The 18,540-nt window shown below is 60.2% G+C and carries 19 protein-coding genes; 7 read left to right on the top strand and 12 right to left on the bottom strand.

Annotation, left to right across the window (positions count from 1 at the left end; translation table 11 throughout):
- Positions 1-7 precede the first annotated feature (7 nt).
- A complete protein-coding gene (locus tag CAURIM_RS00505) occupies positions 8-3,349 on the top strand; it encodes an arabinosyltransferase domain-containing protein (protein ID WP_201828846.1) in 3,342 nt (1,113 codons plus the stop codon).
- On the opposite strand, the gene CAURIM_RS00500 is transcribed toward CAURIM_RS00505, so the two are convergent.
- Positions 3,344-4,174, bottom strand: a complete 831-nt coding sequence (locus CAURIM_RS00500) for an alpha/beta hydrolase (RefSeq protein WP_201828847.1) — start codon at positions 4,172-4,174, stop codon at positions 3,344-3,346. The two genes, CAURIM_RS00505 and CAURIM_RS00500, sit on opposite strands and share 6 nt — an antisense overlap.
- Positions 4,175-4,188: 14 nt before the next feature.
- The gene (locus CAURIM_RS00495) at positions 4,189-6,105 is read right to left on the bottom strand and encodes a M13 family metallopeptidase (RefSeq protein WP_201828848.1); all 1,917 of its coding nucleotides are present in this window, start codon (positions 6,103-6,105) and stop codon (positions 4,189-4,191) included.
- Between the two features lie 42 nt (positions 6,106-6,147).
- Between CAURIM_RS00495 and CAURIM_RS00490 the strand changes: the two genes are divergently transcribed.
- Positions 6,148-6,639: a hypothetical protein gene (locus CAURIM_RS00490; protein ID WP_201828849.1), complete on the top strand. Its 492-nt coding sequence runs from the start codon at positions 6,148-6,150 to the stop codon at positions 6,637-6,639.
- Complete coding sequence (locus tag CAURIM_RS00485) at positions 6,636-7,478, top strand: PrsW family intramembrane metalloprotease (RefSeq protein WP_201828850.1); 843 nt, start codon at positions 6,636-6,638, stop codon at positions 7,476-7,478. The genes CAURIM_RS00490 and CAURIM_RS00485 overlap by 4 nt, the downstream gene beginning before the upstream one ends.
- A 262-nt stretch (positions 7,479-7,740) precedes the next feature.
- Here CAURIM_RS00485 and CAURIM_RS00480 read toward each other — a convergent pair whose 3' ends face one another.
- Positions 7,741-8,106: a hypothetical protein gene (locus CAURIM_RS00480; protein WP_201828851.1), complete on the bottom strand. Its 366-nt coding sequence runs from the start codon at positions 8,104-8,106 to the stop codon at positions 7,741-7,743.
- 457 nt (positions 8,107-8,563) lie between these two features.
- Between CAURIM_RS00480 and CAURIM_RS00475 the strand changes: the two genes are divergently transcribed.
- Entirely contained in the window at positions 8,564-9,841 is a 1,278-nt protein-coding gene (locus CAURIM_RS00475; protein WP_236659349.1) for an HNH endonuclease signature motif containing protein, read from the top strand.
- A 39-nt stretch (positions 9,842-9,880) separates the two neighbouring features.
- Here the strand turns inward: CAURIM_RS00475 and CAURIM_RS00470 are convergent, their stop codons facing one another.
- From CAURIM_RS00470 to CAURIM_RS00435, 8 genes are all read right to left on the bottom strand, one after another.
- On the bottom strand, positions 9,881-10,189 hold the full coding sequence (locus CAURIM_RS00470; RefSeq protein WP_201828852.1) for a DMT family transporter: 309 nt from the start codon (positions 10,187-10,189) through the stop codon (positions 9,881-9,883).
- Positions 10,186-10,536, bottom strand: coding sequence for a DMT family transporter (locus CAURIM_RS00465; RefSeq protein WP_201828853.1), 351 nt, complete (start codon positions 10,534-10,536; stop codon positions 10,186-10,188). Before CAURIM_RS00465 ends, CAURIM_RS00470 begins: the two co-directional genes overlap by 4 nt.
- Before the next feature lie 2 nt (positions 10,537-10,538).
- Positions 10,539-10,832 (bottom strand): MGMT family protein, encoded by a 294-nt coding sequence (locus tag CAURIM_RS00460; protein WP_201828854.1) that lies wholly within the window; start codon positions 10,830-10,832, stop codon positions 10,539-10,541.
- Entirely contained in the window at positions 10,804-11,508 is a 705-nt protein-coding gene (locus CAURIM_RS00455) for a VOC family protein (RefSeq protein WP_201828855.1), read from the bottom strand. Before CAURIM_RS00455 ends, CAURIM_RS00460 begins: the two co-directional genes overlap by 29 nt.
- Positions 11,508-11,786, bottom strand: coding sequence for an RNA-binding S4 domain-containing protein (locus CAURIM_RS00450; protein WP_046648682.1), 279 nt, complete (start codon positions 11,784-11,786; stop codon positions 11,508-11,510). The genes CAURIM_RS00455 and CAURIM_RS00450 overlap by 1 nt, the downstream gene beginning before the upstream one ends.
- Before the next feature lie 19 nt (positions 11,787-11,805).
- Positions 11,806-12,453: a LysE family translocator gene (locus CAURIM_RS00445; RefSeq protein WP_201828856.1), complete on the bottom strand. Its 648-nt coding sequence runs from the start codon at positions 12,451-12,453 to the stop codon at positions 11,806-11,808.
- Positions 12,454-12,533: 80 nt separating this feature from the next.
- Entirely contained in the window at positions 12,534-13,226 is a 693-nt protein-coding gene (locus CAURIM_RS00440) for an SDR family oxidoreductase (protein WP_201828857.1), read from the bottom strand.
- Positions 13,227-13,231: 5 nt separating this feature from the next.
- Complete coding sequence (locus tag CAURIM_RS00435; protein WP_201828858.1) at positions 13,232-13,768, bottom strand: NADPH-dependent FMN reductase; 537 nt, start codon at positions 13,766-13,768, stop codon at positions 13,232-13,234.
- Positions 13,769-13,867: 99 nt separating this feature from the next.
- Between CAURIM_RS00435 and CAURIM_RS00430 the strand changes: the two genes are divergently transcribed.
- Both CAURIM_RS00430 and CAURIM_RS00425 read left to right on the top strand, forming a co-directional pair.
- Entirely contained in the window at positions 13,868-14,491 is a 624-nt protein-coding gene (locus CAURIM_RS00430; RefSeq protein ID WP_070645008.1) for a sugar O-acetyltransferase, read from the top strand.
- Positions 14,484-16,664: an ATP-dependent RNA helicase gene (locus CAURIM_RS00425; RefSeq protein ID WP_201828859.1), complete on the top strand. Its 2,181-nt coding sequence runs from the start codon at positions 14,484-14,486 to the stop codon at positions 16,662-16,664. Before CAURIM_RS00430 ends, CAURIM_RS00425 begins: the two co-directional genes overlap by 8 nt.
- Here CAURIM_RS00425 and CAURIM_RS00420 read toward each other — a convergent pair.
- Entirely contained in the window at positions 16,661-17,431 is a 771-nt protein-coding gene (locus tag CAURIM_RS00420; protein WP_408909956.1) for a TSUP family transporter, read from the bottom strand. The genes CAURIM_RS00425 and CAURIM_RS00420 overlap by 4 nt on opposite strands.
- 16 nt (positions 17,432-17,447) lie before the next feature.
- On the opposite strand from CAURIM_RS00420, the gene CAURIM_RS00415 reads away from it, so the two are divergent.
- Complete coding sequence (locus CAURIM_RS00415) at positions 17,448-18,494, top strand: AbrB family transcriptional regulator (RefSeq protein ID WP_236659350.1); 1,047 nt, start codon at positions 17,448-17,450, stop codon at positions 18,492-18,494.
- Positions 18,495-18,540 lie beyond the last annotated feature (46 nt).

Genomic DNA, 18,540 nt, shown 5'->3' with positions numbered 1-18,540 from the left:
AATCGCCGTGTCAGATCGGAAAACCTCTTCATTACGTGCACCGCAGTCCCTGCGACTCACCGCCATCATCGCTGGATTCATTGGTTTCCTGTGCTTCGTGGCGACGCCGCTGCTGCCGGTGAACCAAACCCAATCCTCCTTCGATTGGCCCCAGCAGGGCTCCCTGCAGTCCATCAACGCCCCGCTCATCTCGGTGGCGCCGGAAGAAATTGATGCAGAGATCCCCCTGGGAGCCGTCGACAAGCTGCGCGATGGCCAGGACCTGCTCTACGGCACCGTGCCCCCGGAGTCCAAGAAGGCCTCCAACCGCGGCATGTTTGTTCGCGCCGGCGAGGATGGCCTTTCGGTAACCAGCCTCGATGAGGTCATTTTCTCGCTCACAGCCGAGCAGGTAGCGAAGCTGCCTGAGGACTCCACGCTCCGCATCCAATCCACCGGTGACGGCACCACCGTCTCCTTGGGCAAGCACAAGAAGACCTCCGAGGAGGATCTCCGCCCTCAGGTCACCGGCATCTACACCGAGATCGACGACACCCCGGAAAACCTCACAGCGCTTGGTGACGACCTCCGCATCCATGTGGAGATCAACTCCCGCTTTACCTCCTCCCCGACACCGCTCAAGCTCATCGCCATGTGGCTGGGCCTGGCCATGGTAGTCATCAGCCTGGTCTGCTTGTGGCGAATCGACCGCCTCGATGGCAAACGCCTCGGATTCATGCCCGAAACCTGGAAGCAGGTCCGCCCGCTCGATGGCGTCGTGGCAGCTGTTCTCGGCTGGTGGTACATCTTCGGTGCTAATACCTCTGATGACGGCTTCATCCTCACCATGGGGCGCGTTTCCGATCACGCGACCTATATGGCGAACTACTACCGCTGGTACGGCGTCCCCGAGGCCCCGTTCGGCGCGCCCTATTACGACATCGTGGCATGGCTGGCGCAGTTCTCTAGCGCCTCCATCATCGTGCGCCTGCCTGCGCTTATCTCAGCGCTCATCATCTGGTTTATCTTGTCGCGCGAGATGCTTCCGCGCTTCGGCGCTCGCGTCAACGAGCGCCGCCTGGCGCACTGGACCGCCGCGTTCATGTTCCTGGCTTTCTGGCTGCCCTATAACAACGGCATCCGCCCCGAGCCCATCGTGGCCCTCGGCGTCATGCTGACGTGGGCCTCTTTTGAGCGCGCCATCTCCACCCAGCGCCTCCTCCCGGCGGCGGTGGGCACCATCATCGCCACCATCACCCTGGCCGCAGGCCCCACCGGCCTCACCGCGGTGGGCATCTTCCTGGTCTGCTTGCCCCCGTTGTTCCGCATCATGGGCAAGCGCGCTCCCCAGATCGGCTGGACAGCGCTCATCGCCCCGTTCCTTGCTTGCGGCACTGCCGTCATGGTCGCCGCCTTCGGGGACCAAACACTAGCGTCAGTCCTCGAATCCACTCGCGTGCGTTCCGCGGTCGGCCCGTCCCTGCCGTGGTACTCCGAGTTCGTGCGCTACTCCACGCTCTTCGAGCCCTCCGTGGACGGCTCCCTGACGCGCCGTTTCGCCATGTTCACCATGCTCTTCTGCTTGGCGCTCATTATCTATGCCTTCATCAAGAACCACCGCGTCGTCGGTGCGGAGGCAGATCCCACCAAGCGCCTGCTAGCCATCATGGCGCTCTCGGCCTTCTTCCTCATGTTCACGCCGACGAAGTGGACGCACCACTTCGGCATCTACGCCGGCGTCGCCGGTGTCATCGCCGCGCTCGGCTCCGTGGTCCTTTCCCAGATCGCCATGCGCTCACCGCGCGCCCGGACCTTCTCCATCGCCGCGGTGATCTTCCTCCTGGCCATCTCCCTGGGCGGCTGGAACGCTTGGTGGTACGTGTCCTCCTTCGGGATCCCGTGGTGGGACCGCACCGTACAGTTCAAGGCCATCGAGGCCAACACCGTGGTGCTGGCCATCGGCATGGTGGTTCTGGCGATTGGTCTCTACCAGTCCCTGGTTCACAGCTATCGCAAGAACAAGGCCGAAGCCGACGGCACCCTCGAGAAATTCGAGGCCGCCAACGCCGCCAAGGTCTCCCGCTGGGCGGGTGTTATGTCCGCGCCGATTGCGGCGGCCTGCATTATCATCGTGGCCTTCTCGTGTGCCTCCTTTGCCAAGGGCTACGTGGCCCAGGCGGATTCCTACTCCGTGGGCAAGGGCAATCTGGCTTCCTTGCGCGGCGATGTCTGCTCGCTGGCGGATGCCACCATGGTGGAAACCAATACCAACGATTCCTTCCTCACTCCGGTCGCCGGCGACCTCAAGGATTCACTCGTTGACAAGAAGGAGGACAACTTCGGTTTCGGCCCCAACATGATCAAGGAAGATATTGAGCCGGAGAACCTCAACTCGGCGTCAGTAGGCGCCATTGCCAACACCACCGGTGAGGACTCGGCGACGTCCAATGAACAGAAGGATCTCACCGAATCCGAGGAAAAGGCAACCGAGGTCACCGACTCCTCCGCCGGCGGCGTGCGCGGAACCCTGGGTGTCAACGGCTCCGAGATGCACCTGCCGTTCAACTTGGATTACCGGAAGGTCCCGGTCATGGGCTCCTACGATGAATCGCAGCGCTCGACCGCCACCATCACCACCCAGTGGTACAACTTGCCGGAACCTGGCGAAAACACCCCCGTCCTCTCGGTCGCTGCCGCCGGCAAGATTTACCACCACGACGTCAACGGAGTGGAGCAGGAGGGCACCGAGCTCACCTTGGAGTACGGAACACTCAAGGATGGCAAGGTCACCAACAAGGGTGAGGCCGAGCTTTCCGACGTCGGCGCGACCCCCAAATGGCGCAACCTCCGCATTGCTCTAGACGAGCTCCCAGAGGAGGCCAACGTTGTGCGCCTCGTCGCGGTCGATGATTCCACCGATGAAGACGATTGGATGGCGTTTACCCCGCCGCGCGTCCCGGAGCTTGCCACCATCAACTCCCAGTTCGATTCCTCTACCCCGGCACTCCTCGACTGGTCCGTCGCCCTGCAGTTCCCCTGCCAGCGCACCTTCGACCACTACGCCGGCGTGACCGAGATCCCGCAGTTCCGCATTCTTCCTGACGCCGCCGCACAAACCTCCCTCACGGACTTCCAGTCCTTCTCCGGTGGTGGTGCGCTGGCAACCGCGGAGGCAGTGAACTACTCCTATGAGATCCCGAGCTACCTCAACAACGATTGGGCGCGCGACTGGGGCTCCATTGAAAAGTATGAGCTGCGCACCAACTCCCGCGGCGAGGCCCCGCTCGAGGCAGATATCGACCAAGAAATTATCCAGCGCTCCGGCCTGTGGAAGAACTCCGAGATGAAGATTCGACCAGAGGGATCATAGAAACTCGGCCGAATCTTTAATGCGCTGCCGCGCCACGGCCGGGGTCGAAATACGGTGCATGGACACGTAGTCCGCGGTCTGTGCACCGGGGATCTCCACGCGCTCAGCGATCTCATCCTGCGTTGCGGTTTGGACCAAGATGTCAGAATATAGCCCTGGCAGCTTCTCAACATCGAGGACGTAGTCACCGCGGATCTCCTCCGGAAGCTTGGCCAGCGCACCGAAGTCGGGGAAGGTGAGGAGGAGGGCGTCGGCAGGCACCAGCGCTGCGAGCGCGCCGCCGGAGGAATAGCCCCACACCGTCACGCGCTCGGCACCATGCTCGCGGGCATAATCGACGGCCGCCTGAACCGACTGAACCATCTCCGCCACGGTGTGCTCCGGTGCCAACGGATAATCGACATCAATGATGGTGGTTCCGGACAGCTGTGCCGCAGCAGCCACTTCGGGCCGCCACTGCATCTCTAACGCCTTGCCATCACCGCGCCACCATCCACCGGAGTGCAGCGATACCGCCCAGCGGCCATTCTGCTCTGAAGGAACAAAAATCGCTCCCACCTCAGAGTCCTGGGCGCTCACGCCTTCCGTAAAGGCGGTGCCGGGCAGCGAGTGATCCACTGCGGAGCCCAGCACCATCATGGAGGCTTGCACGATGCGGTCCGGAAGCAGCGCACAGTAGCGGTCCGCCTCCGGCGAACCTCCACCGGCCCACGGCGGGCGGAAATCCGGCAGCGGGTAGTGCACCTCCATGTAAGAGGAGAGCTGCTCGAGCTGTTGTTCTGGACTTAGCTGGCGATCCTGGCCGCCGATATTCCACTCACTCATGGCCCCCAAGGGTACTACCAGATGGTGACGCGCTCCTCTGGGACAAGACCACCCTCGACATCAAAGGCCTCGTAGAATTCGTCGATGTTCTCCGCGATGATGTTGCAACGGAACTCCGCCGGCGAGTGCGGATCAATGGCCAAGTACTGCGTGGCCATCTCCGGACGAATAGCAGTACGCCACACGCGCGCCCACGCCAGGAAGAAGCGCTGCAGACCGGTGTACTCGTGCTTTGCCAATTCCGGCTCAGCGCCCGCGGCCTCGAACGGCGCTACCTGGCCGTTGATATCCAGGTCCTTGTCTGCGCAGTAGTTCTTGTAGGCCACCACGGCAATACCCAGTCCACCCAGGTCACCGATGTTCTCACCCAGGGTGAAGCTACCGTTGACACCCGCGGAATCGGTGCCCTCCAACACCTTCGGCACCTGGCCCTGGAACTGGTCCACCAGTTTCGCGGTCAGCTTCTCGAAGGCCGCACGGTCCTCCTCCGTCCACCAGGAGTTGAGGTTGCCCTGGCCGTCATACTGCGAGCCCTGGTCATCAAATCCGTGGCCGATCTCGTGACCAATCACCGCACCGATAGCGCCGAAGTTCTCCGCCGCGTCCGCCTCAGGGTTGTAGAAGGGCGGGCGCAGAATCGCTGCCGGGAAGGTGATGTCATTGACCACTGGATTATAAAAAGCATTGACCGTCTGCGGGGTTGCGAACCATTCATCGCGGTCCGCCGGCTTGCCAATCTTGGCCAATTCATAATCGTGATTCCACGCGTTACCCGCGCGCACATTGGCCACCAAGTCCGCACCCTTCGGAGAAAACTCCAGTTCAGAATAGTCACGCCAGGTATCTGGATAGCCAATCTTGGCCTTGAACTGCGAGAGCTTCTCCAGCGCACGCTCACGAGTAGCCGGGGTCATCCACTCCAGCTGCGAAATCCTCTCGCGGTATGCGGCGGTAAGGTACTCCACCAGCTCATCCATCTCGGACTTCGAAGACGGCGGGAAGTGCTTGTCCACGAAGACCTTGCCAATCTCCTGGCCCACCATATTCTCCGCCAGGCCCACGGCGCGCTTCCAGCGGTCACGCTGCTCAGTAGCGCCAGAGAGCTTGGTTCCGTAGAATTCGAAATTCTTCTTACCGATCTCCTCAGTGAGATACGGCGCGCGCGACAGCAGAATGTGCCACGTGGCCCACAGCTGCCAATCCGCCATGCGGCCGGCGGTAAACAGGCCCTCCAGGTGCTCAAAATAGGACGGCATCATAGCCACCGCGCGGTGCTCCGGCAGTCCCCCACCGTTCAGGATGGCGCGGGTGATGCTGGGCAGCTTGGCGACGTCCCCCGGGTTATACGTCTTCACCGCATCACGGGAGGCCACCACATCCCAGTGGCCGGCCGCGATTTCCTTCTCCAAGTTTACGATGCGCGTAGCGGCCGCCTCCGCGCCCAGTCCGAAGAGGCGGGCGGGATCCAAAAAGCTCAGCATCGCCGCAACGTGCTTCTCATAGTCAGCGAGCGTCTGCGCATGAGCTTCCTCGCGGTAATAAGCCTCATCCGGCAGACCTAAACCAGACTGAATAATGTAGGCCACCGCCTCCTCGGCGCCGGAGTCCTTTTCTACCCAGAAGGTAACCGGGGCACCGACGCCCTCGCGCTCCAGCACACCCAAGTTATGAGCCAGCTCCTCCGGGTCTGCTGCCACCAGCTTGTCCAAGTCTTCTGCTAAAGGCGTGGTACCTGCGGCGTTAACCCCAGCAACGTCCATGTGGGAGGAATACAAAGTCCCCGGACGGCCTGCGTCTTCCTTAACGATGTCATGAACGAGTTCCTCGGCTTCGTCGCGAAGCGCGTGAAAAGTGCCGTCGACACCGCGATCATCGGGGATAACGTGGGACTCAATCCACGGGCCATTAACAAACTGATACAGATCCTTCATGCACTTCACTCTATGTCAGAAGCACGCGTTAGTGTGGTGTGCATGACTTCTTATCGTTTCCCGCCAGCGAAGATGACGGGACCGTTTTTCGCTGTGCTGGGAGTGACCCTCCTCGTGCTAGGCACGCCCGCCGTCCTCAGCTTGGCGTTGCCGGAACACGAGCCGGAAACAGAGCCGGTCGTCCTCGATGATCCGGAATGGCATCAGCCCATCGACGGCGTCGAGTGCAGCGTGAGTTATGAATCCATGGCCAACCAGGCGTGGTACTGCGGCGACACCTTGGTCGAGGCCTATCTCAACGCTGATGTCGACGATGATGAGCTAGCTCTGCGCCGCGCTGTGCGAGCCACAACCTTCGGGTCGATGCCGAAGGAAGAAGTAGAAAACCAAAACGGCATCCTCGTACTTCGAACGTCTACGTACATCCCCGTCGTTGCCTTCAGCGTGGCCAAGGACGATCTCAACTACGAGCTCGTCTTCTCGGACGGAAACCCAGAGGAACTCGCCGACCAGTTTATGGAGGCCTTCAAGTGAGCAAGATCTTCCGCGTAGCACTGTGGGTCTTCATTGGTGTCTGTCTACCCGCAGCTCTTATCAATCTGTTGGGCTCTTTTCTCGTTGCCCCGCTCCCGAGCCTGATAAACCTGCTCATCGGACTAGCCTTCCTAGCACTAGGCCTATACCTGTGGCACCTCAGTCCGATGTGGGCAGCACCGGCCAAGGGCTGGGTCACAGCCAGCGTGTTGTGGGGAGCCGGCACCGCGGTGTCTTTGGCTCTCCTCTCCGCGCTTCCGTTCACCTCCCTCACCAAAGGAGTGGGCTGGGAGGAATCCATGATGTCCTGGTCCGGCGCTTATCCGGAGGAGTTCGCCAAGGCGCTGGGCGTGGTCTTTGTGTTGCTCAGCTTCCGCCAGCTCAACCGACCTTGGCATGGGTTTATCGTCGGTGCGCTTGTGGGCTGGGCTTTCGATGTTTTTGAGAACGTCCTCTACGCCTCCCTCGGTGCTGTGATGCACCCGACCTCTGATTGGATTGGCATGCTGCAGATGTGGGGACTCCGCCTTGTGGCAGGCCCAGGCCTGCACATGTCACTGACGGCCATCGCGGGTTTCGGCATCGGCTGGGCCATTTACGCTGCCCATAAAACCTGGTGGTGGCGTCTCGGCGTAGGCGTAGGAGCGCTCTTTGCTTCCTTCTGTCTCCACTTTGCATGGAACTACATGTGGGATGAGACGTGGCAGTTGGTCACGCAGTATATTGTCGTCGCACTCATCCTCTACCCCACCGTCATCACTCTAGGGATTCGGGCCCATCGTCTGGCTAAGACGGATGATACCTACTCACACTCACCCGGCGCTGCTAGCCTGCAGTGATTTAGTCGAGGTGCCCCCTGCACGCACCCAAGGGTATTTACACAATGGCTACGCTTAGCACGCCTGCGAAGAGCTCGGCACCGCCCGCTTTAGTTCCGCACACGCTCTATCGCGCGCGTCCTGTAGAGGTGTCGGCAAGCTTGGCAACCTCCACCGCTCCCAACACATCCCCCGTGAGATCCGCAGGGGATCCATAGGTATTAGCCGCCACGCTATACCCAGGGCCGAAAGAGGCACTAGCGTGAACTTGGTGGTCATCCGACTAGCCGGATTTGCTCCCTAGGATCCCCGGGAGGCGTGCGGTGCCAAAGTCCTGGCGGTAGCCGTCGGATGCCACAGACGCAGCCGTCGCCATTCCTTTCATGATCGGCACAGCGACCGGATCCCCAGAAATCACCCCGATGAAGCGCGTGAGATCCTCCGTCGACGTCGTGGTATTTCCCCCGTAGCCATTGTGGTGAGTCTCCCCTAGTCGATACTCCCCGATGATGGAGGGAATGGCCTGTGGGTACTTCCGCTCCAAGTCGCTGGCGGTGCCGTCCTCAGAAAAACGAATCATGTTCTCCACCCGAGCCTTATCCTCGGGTGCGCCATATTTCAGCACCCACATACCGAGGTACAGCTTCACCAGGGAAAGCGCGGGGCGAGACTCATGGCTATTCCCAGTGGAAACTGAGTTTCCATCGGCATAGCGCAAGGTCATCTGGGTGCGCGGTGGAACCTTTTCCAGGATCGAAAGTCAGCGCCTGGGCAGAAGGCGCAGTGACGGCCGCCAGTGCAAGGCCGACAATAATGGAACGAGACCTAAACACTTGTATAGATTAACTCAAGTCACAGCTTTAACAGCTCTGATTGGAGGTTCGGCGCTTTAAGTTCCCACTGGAGGGATCGAATGTTCGTTTTATCCGGCGCTCATACCACGGAGAGTGTGGAGCATCAGTTTTCCCATTTGACCCTTTAATCACAACTTCTTTCCCCGGCATGGACTTCCCCCGAGGTATCGAATAAGCTCTATATCGAAAGGGGTTTCGAACGGTGGGGGGGTCATCCCTTCGCAGTAACTCGACCAACAGTAGGGGGTTGAAGTGGCTTCCACTTCAGACGTTGTTGTTTCCTATTTTTCTCATTCCAATCCGAACGACCCAGTATGTATGAAAGGTAAAGACATACGCCAAGCAGACTACGAGTTCTGGTCTAACGTCCTTCCCGCCCTGGACGAAGACTCAGACACAGCGTGTATGCGCCTAGGGTTAAAGACCGGCAAAACGGCCGGAGCGGTTGCTCGCATAGTCATGGGGATTTACCGCCTTAGAGAACTTCCCCAGCTCAAAGCACTACAAGATGCTTATTATTTGCTGGACCTACCTGCCTTGATTGCCATTGACCAGGTCATGGCTAAGCTGGGCCAGCCTTCCCCAGAGGTAGTGGCTGCCATTGATACTTCGTTGGCCCGTTGGTTTACTCCCACAAAGCCCAATCAGGCGTTTCCCACCACATCGCAGATTCGCCGCCGCATGCGAGACCTTGTCAAGGTTCATGATGACTCAATCGCGGTGGAAGATACACGCCCAAAGAATCGATATTCCATACTCACCCGCGCCCAGCGCGCCACCATAGAACTAGAGGTCGATAGCAGTGTCGGGGTCATCATTCATGAGGCCATTAAGGCAGCAGCTGAAAAGCATGAGGTGTCTATGGCCGATGCCCTCATCCTTCTTGTCACCGGAAAGGTGGAGCCAGAAGCTGCCCGGGTAGTGCTCCACACTTATCAAGCCAGTGATGTCGAGGATGCACCTGTATATGTAGAAGGTCATGGCTGGCAGGTAGGCAACATCCCCGCACAAGCCGTAACGAAAAGGGATTTGAGCACCAAGCCGGAGGCCTCCAATAGCTACGGACCAAACACGATGGTGCGCAAGTATGTTGAGGGCCGCGATGGCACCTGTCGTGCAGCTGGCTGCGGAATGCCTGCGTGGCTATGCCAGTTGGATCACCGTATTAACTACGCCGATGGCGGGCCAACGCACCCGGACAACATGATCGCGTTATGCCAGCATCACCACAACATGAAGACCGACGGACGGGCCTTTTATATTTTGGACCCGGATACCGGGGATGTGGTCTGGCTTTTTGAGGATGGGACGTGGGCAATCACCGAACCTTCCGGACCACTAGCCCCTAAGAACAAGCGCTGGGCGCGAAGTGTGGCACAAGATATTGAGGGCTTCCGCGCCCGGAAACACCGTGAGGCCCAAGAGCTTAAAACTGAGCTAGACAAAGAACAACAAGAAGCCGCACACCACGCACATACAGAAAAGGCAGAGAACAAGGAATCTGAAGGCGGAGAGGAGATCCCCTTCTAAGAAAGGTCCGTCGTCTAAAACGACGAAGGGGATCGTCGTCTACCCCATATCGACCAGGAGAACTCCACCGATGATCAGTGCAACCCCTAAGCCCTTAAGCCAGGTAAATGGCTCGCGGAAAAGCAGGAAGGAGAACAGGGCAGTAAGCGCCACGCCGCAAGCGGTCCACATTCCATAGGCCACGCCCAGCGGCATTCCCTGCCGGAGTGCCAACGACAAGAAAATATAGGAGGCCACATAGGCCACGACGACCCACGCCACCCAAGCCTTCTGACCATGTACGGCCAGCATACGCAGGCCCAAAGTGCCGGCAACTTCGATGAGGATGGCAAGGGATAGCCAGATCATGTCTCCACTTCCACGAGCGTTGTCTTCGGCGCCCGGCCGCCCATTTCTACGCAAACTACGCCGGCGATGATGCAGCCGATACCCATCAGCATGAGCGGCGTGAGCTGCTCGCCGAAGAGGTATGCGGAGAGCCCCGCGGTAAGCACCACTCCGGTTGCGCCCCAGATGCCATAGGCCGCGCCCACGTGCATGCCGCAGCGCAACACTTGGTGCAGGGCGGAAAAAGCGACGACGTAACCCGCCACCACCACGACATAGACCGCGGGGTACTCCAGCGCCACTTTGAGGCTTAGTGTCGCCAACACCTCACTGAAGATGGCGATGCTCAAAAAGAGCCAAGCGCGCACTTTCACCCTCCCAGATCCGCCGCATCCAGCCCGCACTCAGAGAGCACCACGCGGTCACCGCGGTGCGGGATTCCTTCTTCATCCCAATGGGCCTGGGCGGCAGAGGTGTGGGCGCGGCCGGTACTGTTGACCACCCGCCACCAGGGCAGATCCACGCTTTTCGACATTACCCAGCCCACATACCGCGGGCCGACCCCTGCCACTTTTGCAATCTCTCCGTAGGTGGAGACATTGCCAAGAGGTATGCGGAGAACTACCTCCGTGACTCTAGAGCTCGATGGGTTCTTCGGGGGCATCCTCGACCTCACACAAGGTAAGTGCCGCGCCCGTGGAATCCTCAATCAAGCACAGGCGGCCGAATGGCGAATCGTGGGGCTCGCGGATAACCTGCCCACCATTGTCCGTAACAGCCTTCGCTGCCTGGTCAATATCCCGCACACCCAAGTAGGTTTGCCAAAAGCTCGGCAAACCTTCCGCGTGCCAGAATCCAGCGAAGGCAGCGCCTTCTTCCTCCGCAACCGCGTAATGCTCATCGCCGCGAATCTCCCAATCGAAGAGCTCGCCATAAAAGTCCAGCGCGGAGTGGAAATCATCCGAGACCGTCAGCTCGTGCCACACCGGTGTGCCAGGCTCACCACCGGCGACGAAGCGGTCGAGCTCCGGCTGCATCAAACCAAACATGGCACCGGACTTATCGAGTACGAGCGCCAGCGGGGCACCTAAAGCGAGGATTTTTCCGCCGAGTTGTTCAACCCGGGCGCAGTCGGCTTCCAAGTCGCGGGAGAGGAAGTAGGTAGCCCAGGTGTCCTGACCCGGAACAATTTCTGCGATGGGAAGGCCCTGCAGCCGAGCAATGCCATCTTCGAATTCCCAGCCCAGCACGGCCGAGTAAAACTTCTCGGAGGCTTTCACATCAGAGCTGGCCAGGGTAATCCAGTAGGGCATTCCTACTTCTGCTTCAAATGCAGGCATTAAAGGTTCCTCCACTTCTCCGGGTCGAAGTCATCATCGGCGGTGGCTTCATCAAAATAATCGTCGTCGTCTTCGACGACGCGGGCGCAGGTGTCGGAGACGCAGATGACGTCGCCAAGCGCCAGCGTTGCTCCGCGCTGCTTAGTCACCTCCCCATTGACGGTGACCTGCCCCTGCTCGATGAGTTCTTTGGCCTCACCCCCGGTGGCGACCAAGGAGGCCAGTTTGAGGAACTGGCCGAGCTTAATGGATTCTCCCTTAATTGAGACTTCTAGCATGTTGACCAGCATACCCAGCTCAAAGCGCAAGAATTCCCTCTGCCAGAATGATGATGCCAAGCAGGGCAAACACGACTCCGCTGAAGATATCTACCCCGGCGGAATTCTTTGCCATCCACTTCGCCACCGCACGGGTGCACAACGCAACGCCGACGAAAATGATGAGGCTTTCAATAATCAGCACAGAACCAACCGTGGCATTCGCGCTCAAGCCCATGCCCGGATCGATGAAGTTGGCGAAGATAGCGCCGAAGAAGATGAGCACCTTGGGATTAGAAAGATCGCTGACTAGGCCCATGCGGTACGCCGTGCCGAGTCTGATGATGCCGTCCGGGGTAAACCCGCGCGGTTGCGGATTGATGGTTGCTGGAGCACGACGCTCTTTGATGCCGCTGCTTATTGCAGAAAATGCCATCCACAGCAGATAGCTACCGCCGGCAACCTGCAGCGCCACAAGGATTTCAGGATGGGCCGAAATCAGTGCGGTAAGCCCCGCCAGCGAAGCAACGGTCCAGATCATTAAGCCAGTCGTGCTGCCGATTGCCGCCCACACCGCTGCTCGCGTGGAACGCGCACCCAATCGAATAATCTGAACCACATCTGGCCCCGGCGAAGCCATCGCCGCGAACCACACACCCATCAAGGCCACTATGGCGCTGAAAGCCACCTAACACCCCCATACTCACATGCGTTTTCACTAACGCATGCCACTATAAGAGGCGTCTCACCTGCAGCGAAACAGGTAAATTAGCTTTGCATACGCGGCTTAATAGTCATGGTGTCAATGTTGACGTGCTCCGGCAGGGACGCCACCCAACGCACTGCCTCAGCGATGTCTTCTGCGGTGAGGTTGAGTTCGCCGTCATAAACTTGTGCGGCACGTTTGGCGTCGCCCCGAAAACGATTAAGGGAAAACTCTTCCGTGGCTACACGGCCCGGGTCGAGTTCGGTGACGCGAACGCCGTGCTCCTCGATACGTAGTGCACGGGAAATCACGCGCACACCATGCTTAGCAGCGTTGTAGCCGGAGCCACCTTCGTAGACGTTCCACCCGGCCACGGAGCCCATGTTGATAATGAGCCCGCCTCGCAGCTTCGGCATGAGAGCCTGGATCATGCGAACGGTGCCAAGGACGTTGACCTCGTACATCCACTGCCAATCCTCGATGGTGGTCTCCACGAGGGGCTCCAAGCCCTTTGCGCCACCGGCGTTGTTGACCAAGAGGTCCACGCGGTCGAGGTGGGAGACGAACTCAGCCACGGACTCGTCCGAGGTCACGTCGAGGGCATATGCCTCGCCGCCGATGTCGTTCGCGAGGGCCTCAAGGCGCTCCACGCGCCGCGCGCCGACGACGACATGCCAGCCGTCAGCCGCCAACGCTCTTGCCGACGCCTCCCCAATCCCCGAGGACGCTCCTGTAACGACTGCTACTTTTTCCATGCGCCCTAGGATAGGGCTTCTTCCAGCTCGGCGCAGATATTTTCGACGATCCCGACCTTGAAATCAGCCGGGGTGAAGGTGCCATCCTTCATGTCGGTATTCAGCGAGATATCCAGCTGGGTGCGCAGCTGCTTCATAGAGAAGTTCGCCATGATGAGGCGCCACGCCTCTACCGCGCGGATGCCGCCGCTAAAGCTATAGCCCACATAGGCAATCGGCTTGGCCACCCACTCAGCGCCCAAGGAATCGACGGCGTTCTTGAACGCACCCGGCACGGAGTGGTTGTACTCCGGGGTAACGAAGATATAGCCGTCGCAGGCATCAATGGCATCGGACCAAGCTTGGACATTCGGGTCCTCGTAATTTTTGTTTGCCGCCATAGGGATGACGGAAGAAGTGAGAATTGGAACGTCGAAGGCCTTGAGGTCAATGAGCTCGTAGTCAACGTCGCGACCTTGGGCCAGGTCAGTGACCCATTGGGCGATGGCCAGCCCGGCGCGGTCGTCGCGGGTAGAGCCAAGAATGATGCCGATTTTTGCCATAAATGTGCCTTTCACATTTTGTTAACGTGTCAACGTTTGAGCGTACGCCGATATGCTCACGCGATCGACATTTCCGCTCAACATGTTTATTCTTTTGCCATGTCACAGGAGAACTTGGCGGATCACGGATCCATTGAGCGCATGACCAGCGGGCAGTGGTTCATGCCCAGTGTCAACGAGGAGGTCAACGCCGAGCACCAGCGCGGATTCCGGTTGGTCAAAGAACTCAACGAGCTGCACAACACCGATCGCGACCGCGCGCACGACATCCTGCGCGCGCTGCTCTCCCCCGAGTCCGAAGTACCCGGCCTCCACACGCCGCTTAACCTGGAATACGGCCGCAACGTCACGGTTGGCAAAGGGGTGTTCATCAACTTTGGTGCGACAATCCTGGCGCAAGCGCCTGTAACCCTCGGAGACCGCGTCATGATGGGGCCGAACTGTTCGCTCATCACGGTGGGCCACCCCGTCAACGATCATGAGATGCGGGCGGAGGGCTGGGAAATAGCTAAACCTATCACCATCGGTGATAACACCTGGTTTGGCGCCAACGTCACGGTCCTGCCTGGCGTCACCGTGGGCAAGAACTGCGTCGTAGGCGCAGGCTCACTGGTGACCCGCGACGTACCGGATAACTCGCTGGTCCTGGGCTCACCGGGGCGCGTGGTGCGCAAGCTGGAGGACAACGAAGATAGGTGGGAGCGCCAAGATCTCGATGTTTGATCTCAAGGCAATCGGCAAGGGACTTCCCGTCCTAGAGACCATTGATTCGCTTCCTTCAGACGGCCACGTCGTGGTCCAGGCCCCGCCCGGCACCGGTAAGACCACGCTTATTCCACCGGCATTAGCGAACCAGGTAGAGGGCAAGGTTCTCGTCACCGCACCACGCCGCGTGGCGGTGCGTGCGGCGGCAAACCGCCTTCAGGAGTTGTCAGGCCAGCGCATCGGCTATGCGGTGCGCGGTGATTCCCGCAAAGGCGCGGACGTCGAGTTTGTTACCCCAGGTGTTTTGTTACGCCGACTGTTGCGGGATCCGGAACTTGAAGGGATTTCCGCCGTGGCCATCGACGAGGTCCACGAACGCCAGCTCGATACTGACCTCGTACTCGGTATGTGCTTAGAGTTGGCGCAGCTCCGCGATGACTTTCGGGTTATTGCCATGTCCGCGACTGTCGACGCCACCCGCTTCTCCCAGCTTATGGGGAATGCGCCGATCCATTCCACTGAGGCTGTCACGTACCCACTCGATATTTCCTATGAACCGATTCCGGGGCGCGCTGCGGGAGATCGAGACTTTTGGAAAGGCGTGGCGAGGGTTGCCGCGCGGCAGCACGAGTCCACGCTGGTCTTTGTTCCCGGCGTGCGCGAGGTCAACCTGGTGTGTGATGCACTGAGTGGCCATAACGTTTTTCCGCTCCATGGCCGCCAGACCACGCAAGAGCAGGATGCTGCGCTTTATACGCGCGAGCCGCGCATCGTGGTGGCGACGTCCATCGCGGAATCTTCGCTGACCGTGCCAGGCGTGCGCACCGTCATCGATGCCGGGCTATCCCGCGTGCCCAAGCGGGATGCGCAGCGCGGGATGAGTGGGTTGGTGACAGTGTCGACGTCGAAAAGCAGCGCCGATCAACGCGCCGGACGTGCCGGACGTGAGGCGCCGGGTACCGTCGTCCGCTGCTATTCGCAGGAGGATTACCAGCACTTTTCCCCGCACGTGATTCCAGAAATTCTTTCTGCGGACCTCACGCAGGCGGCACTGTTCATGGATAGTTGGGGCGCGGGACCGGATTTCCCCTTGCTGGATCCCCCACCGGGGCCCGCGCTTGCCGACGCCCACCGCACCCTAGATCTGCTCAACGCTGGCGAAGAGCTGGCGTTACTGCCAACGCACCCACGATGGGGAGCTGCCCTGCTCAAACATGGCTCCGGTGCCGCTGACACAATTGCCCGCCTGGATGATTCGGATCCGAAGCGGCTTGCCCGCTTGGTGCCCAACAAGGGTCCGGTGGACCCAGGCGTGGTGGTCGCTAGCGCCTTCCCGGAGTTCGTGGCTAAGCGCGTGGGCGACAAGGAGTTTTTGCTCGCCAGCGGTACGCGCGCGCGGTATTTCGAGGATGGTCACGACTGGTTGGCGGTGGCTGAGGTGTCGTTGGCGCGATCTGGAAACGCCATCATTCGTGAAGCAGTGCCCATTGCGGAAAAGGACGCACTCGACATCATCGGCGTGACCGAAGAGACGCGAGCATTTCTCGACGGTCCCAAGGTCCGTGGCATGCGCGTGCGTGCGGCAGGCTCCATCGTGTTGTCGGAAACCCCAGTGAAGGTCTCCGGTGATGAGGCGGTGGAGGCACTACGCAACTCCGGACAGGGTTTAAATCTGTTTCACTTCAGTGACAAGGCTCAAAACCTGCGGGAACGTATGCGTCATCTGCATAGGGCATACGGGAATCCGTGGCCGGACGTGGACGGCGATGATCTGAGCTGGCTGGAGCCGGAGCTGCATGAGCTGGCTGCCGGGAAGCGGCCAGACATGTACCCGGCGCTGCAGCGCTTGCTCCCCTGGCCCGAAGCTAGCCGCTTGGATGAGCTCGCGCCGGAACGGTTAGCGGTTCCGTCCGGACGTGCTGCGAGGATCGATTGGTCCGGCGAGCGTCCCGTGGTCTCCATCAAGCTGCAGGAATGTTTCGGGTTGACGGAGTCCCCCGAATACTGCGGCCACCGCGTGCAATTCCATCTGTTGTCTCCCGCGGGCCGGCCACTTGCCGTCACCGATGATCTGGCGAGCTTCTGGTCCGGGTCCTATGCCGGCGTGCGCGCCGACATGCGCGGGCGCTACCCCAAACACCCGTGGCCGGAAGACCCGTGGAACGCTGTGGCCACGGCGAAGACGAATTAACCCCACTGCTGCCAGGACAGGTACACGCTCATCACCACGACGAGTGCGAGAAGCGCATAGCGGATGAGCTTTGCACCACCGCCAAGCACAGTCCGTGCGCCCAGCTGCGCGCCAATGATATTTGCTGCCGCGAGAACTAAAGCGAGACCCCACACCACGTGCCCGCCCACGATGAAGACCACGAGCGCACCGACGTTGGTACACGTGTTGACCACCTTCGCCATCGCTGCGGAGGCGAGGAAATTCTGCGAGAAGATAGCGGTAAAGGCCATGATGAGGAACATGCCGGTGCCGGGGCCAAAGATGCCATCGTAGAAGGCGATGGCAGCGACAGCGGCTAACCCTGCCCACGTGCGCCAGCCGCCGCGGATTCCGTCGCCGCTGCCGAAGTCCGGGCGAAAGGCCACAAAGATGCCGACTGCCACCATAAGCACGATGATGACCGGCCGCATGACGTCCTTGTCCATGAGTGCGGCTGCTGTGGCCCCGAGTCCAGAGCACACCAGCGCGATGAGTCCCATGCGCATGAGCTCGCCCTTCGGCGGGCGAACCTTCTTGACGAGTGTGATGGCCGCCGACGCTGTGCCGGATACCGCCGCCACCTTGTTCGTGGCCAGGGCTGTGGCGGGCGCAAACTGGGGTGCGACCGCCAGGATGAGCGGAATGAGCACGAGCCCGCCGCCACCAATGACGGCATCGATCCATCCGGCCGCGGTAGCGCCGATGGTGAGAATCGCCCAACCGCTTAATCCGAAATCCATGTCCATCATTAAACTCGATTCCATGTCTGTTCGTACGCGATGGGTCATCGTGGCCCCGGGGTCTGCAGCACTGGGGGCATTGTTTAGCTACCTTCACGTACCCGCAGCCTGGATCCTCGGCGCCATCGTGGTCTCGGGAGCCATGGCCTTGACGACGGGCAAAGAACTCGCCGTTAACGAGCACTTTTATTCTGTCGCCCGCGGGTTCATCGGAATGATGGCGGGCATACCACTGACCTTAGTTCCTGCCTCCACGCTCCTTGGCTTTGTGCCAGCCGCGGTGACGATGTCACTCATCACCGTGCTTATCGGTGTCGCCGGCGGCGTGCTGCTGCACCGCTCACAGCCAAAAGATATTTCCTGGGAAACCGGAATCTTATCCATGCTGCCGGGCGGGGCCTCGCTCATGCCCGCGCTAGCCAGCGAACTCGGTGCGGACTACCGCTACGTGGCGCTGACGCAATACCTGCGCCTTCTGGCGGTGTCGATATCGCTGCCTTTGGTGGTCTCCTTGTTAGACGCCCCCGCGGGCAAAGGCGTCGACATGAGCGTTGACGGCGAGGTCACGTGGTGGATCGTGGGGTTGACGGTCGCCATCGCCGTGGTTGGTGAGAAGCTTGGCAAGCTGGTGCGTTTGCCAGCTGCTGCTGTTTTGGGGCCGCTCATCTTGACCGTGCTGGTCGCCCAGGTTATTCCAGCCGGCCACACTTTGGAGCCGCTCTACGTCTTCAAAATCATGGCGTTTATGTCCATCGGCTGGGTCTGCGGTGGTGGGCTGTCGGTACCGGCACTGCGGGCCTTCGCCAAGCAGCTGCCGGCGACGATCCTCTTCATCATTGTCGTCATCGGCGTGTGCGCGCTCACTGCTGTGCCTTTGACCGCATGGCTGGACATCACCTACTTCGAGGCTTACCTCGCCACTTCGCCCGGCGCGCTGGAGACCGTCCTCGCGCTCTCCGCGGAAGGAGGGGCGGGTCCCGCCGTGGTGGCCGTGCAGATTATCCGGCTCATCATCGTGCTCGTCATCGCGGGATATTTGCCCCAGATTTTGGGGCTATTCCGCCGCTAGTGGATAAATCACAGAGTCACTAGTGGATAAATCCAAGAGTCTAACA

This window comes from Corynebacterium aurimucosum, assembly GCF_030408555.1.
GTDB classification, from domain to species: domain Bacteria; phylum Actinomycetota; class Actinomycetes; order Mycobacteriales; family Mycobacteriaceae; genus Corynebacterium; species Corynebacterium aurimucosum.
This window is presented reverse-complemented; position numbering and strand designations above follow the sequence as displayed.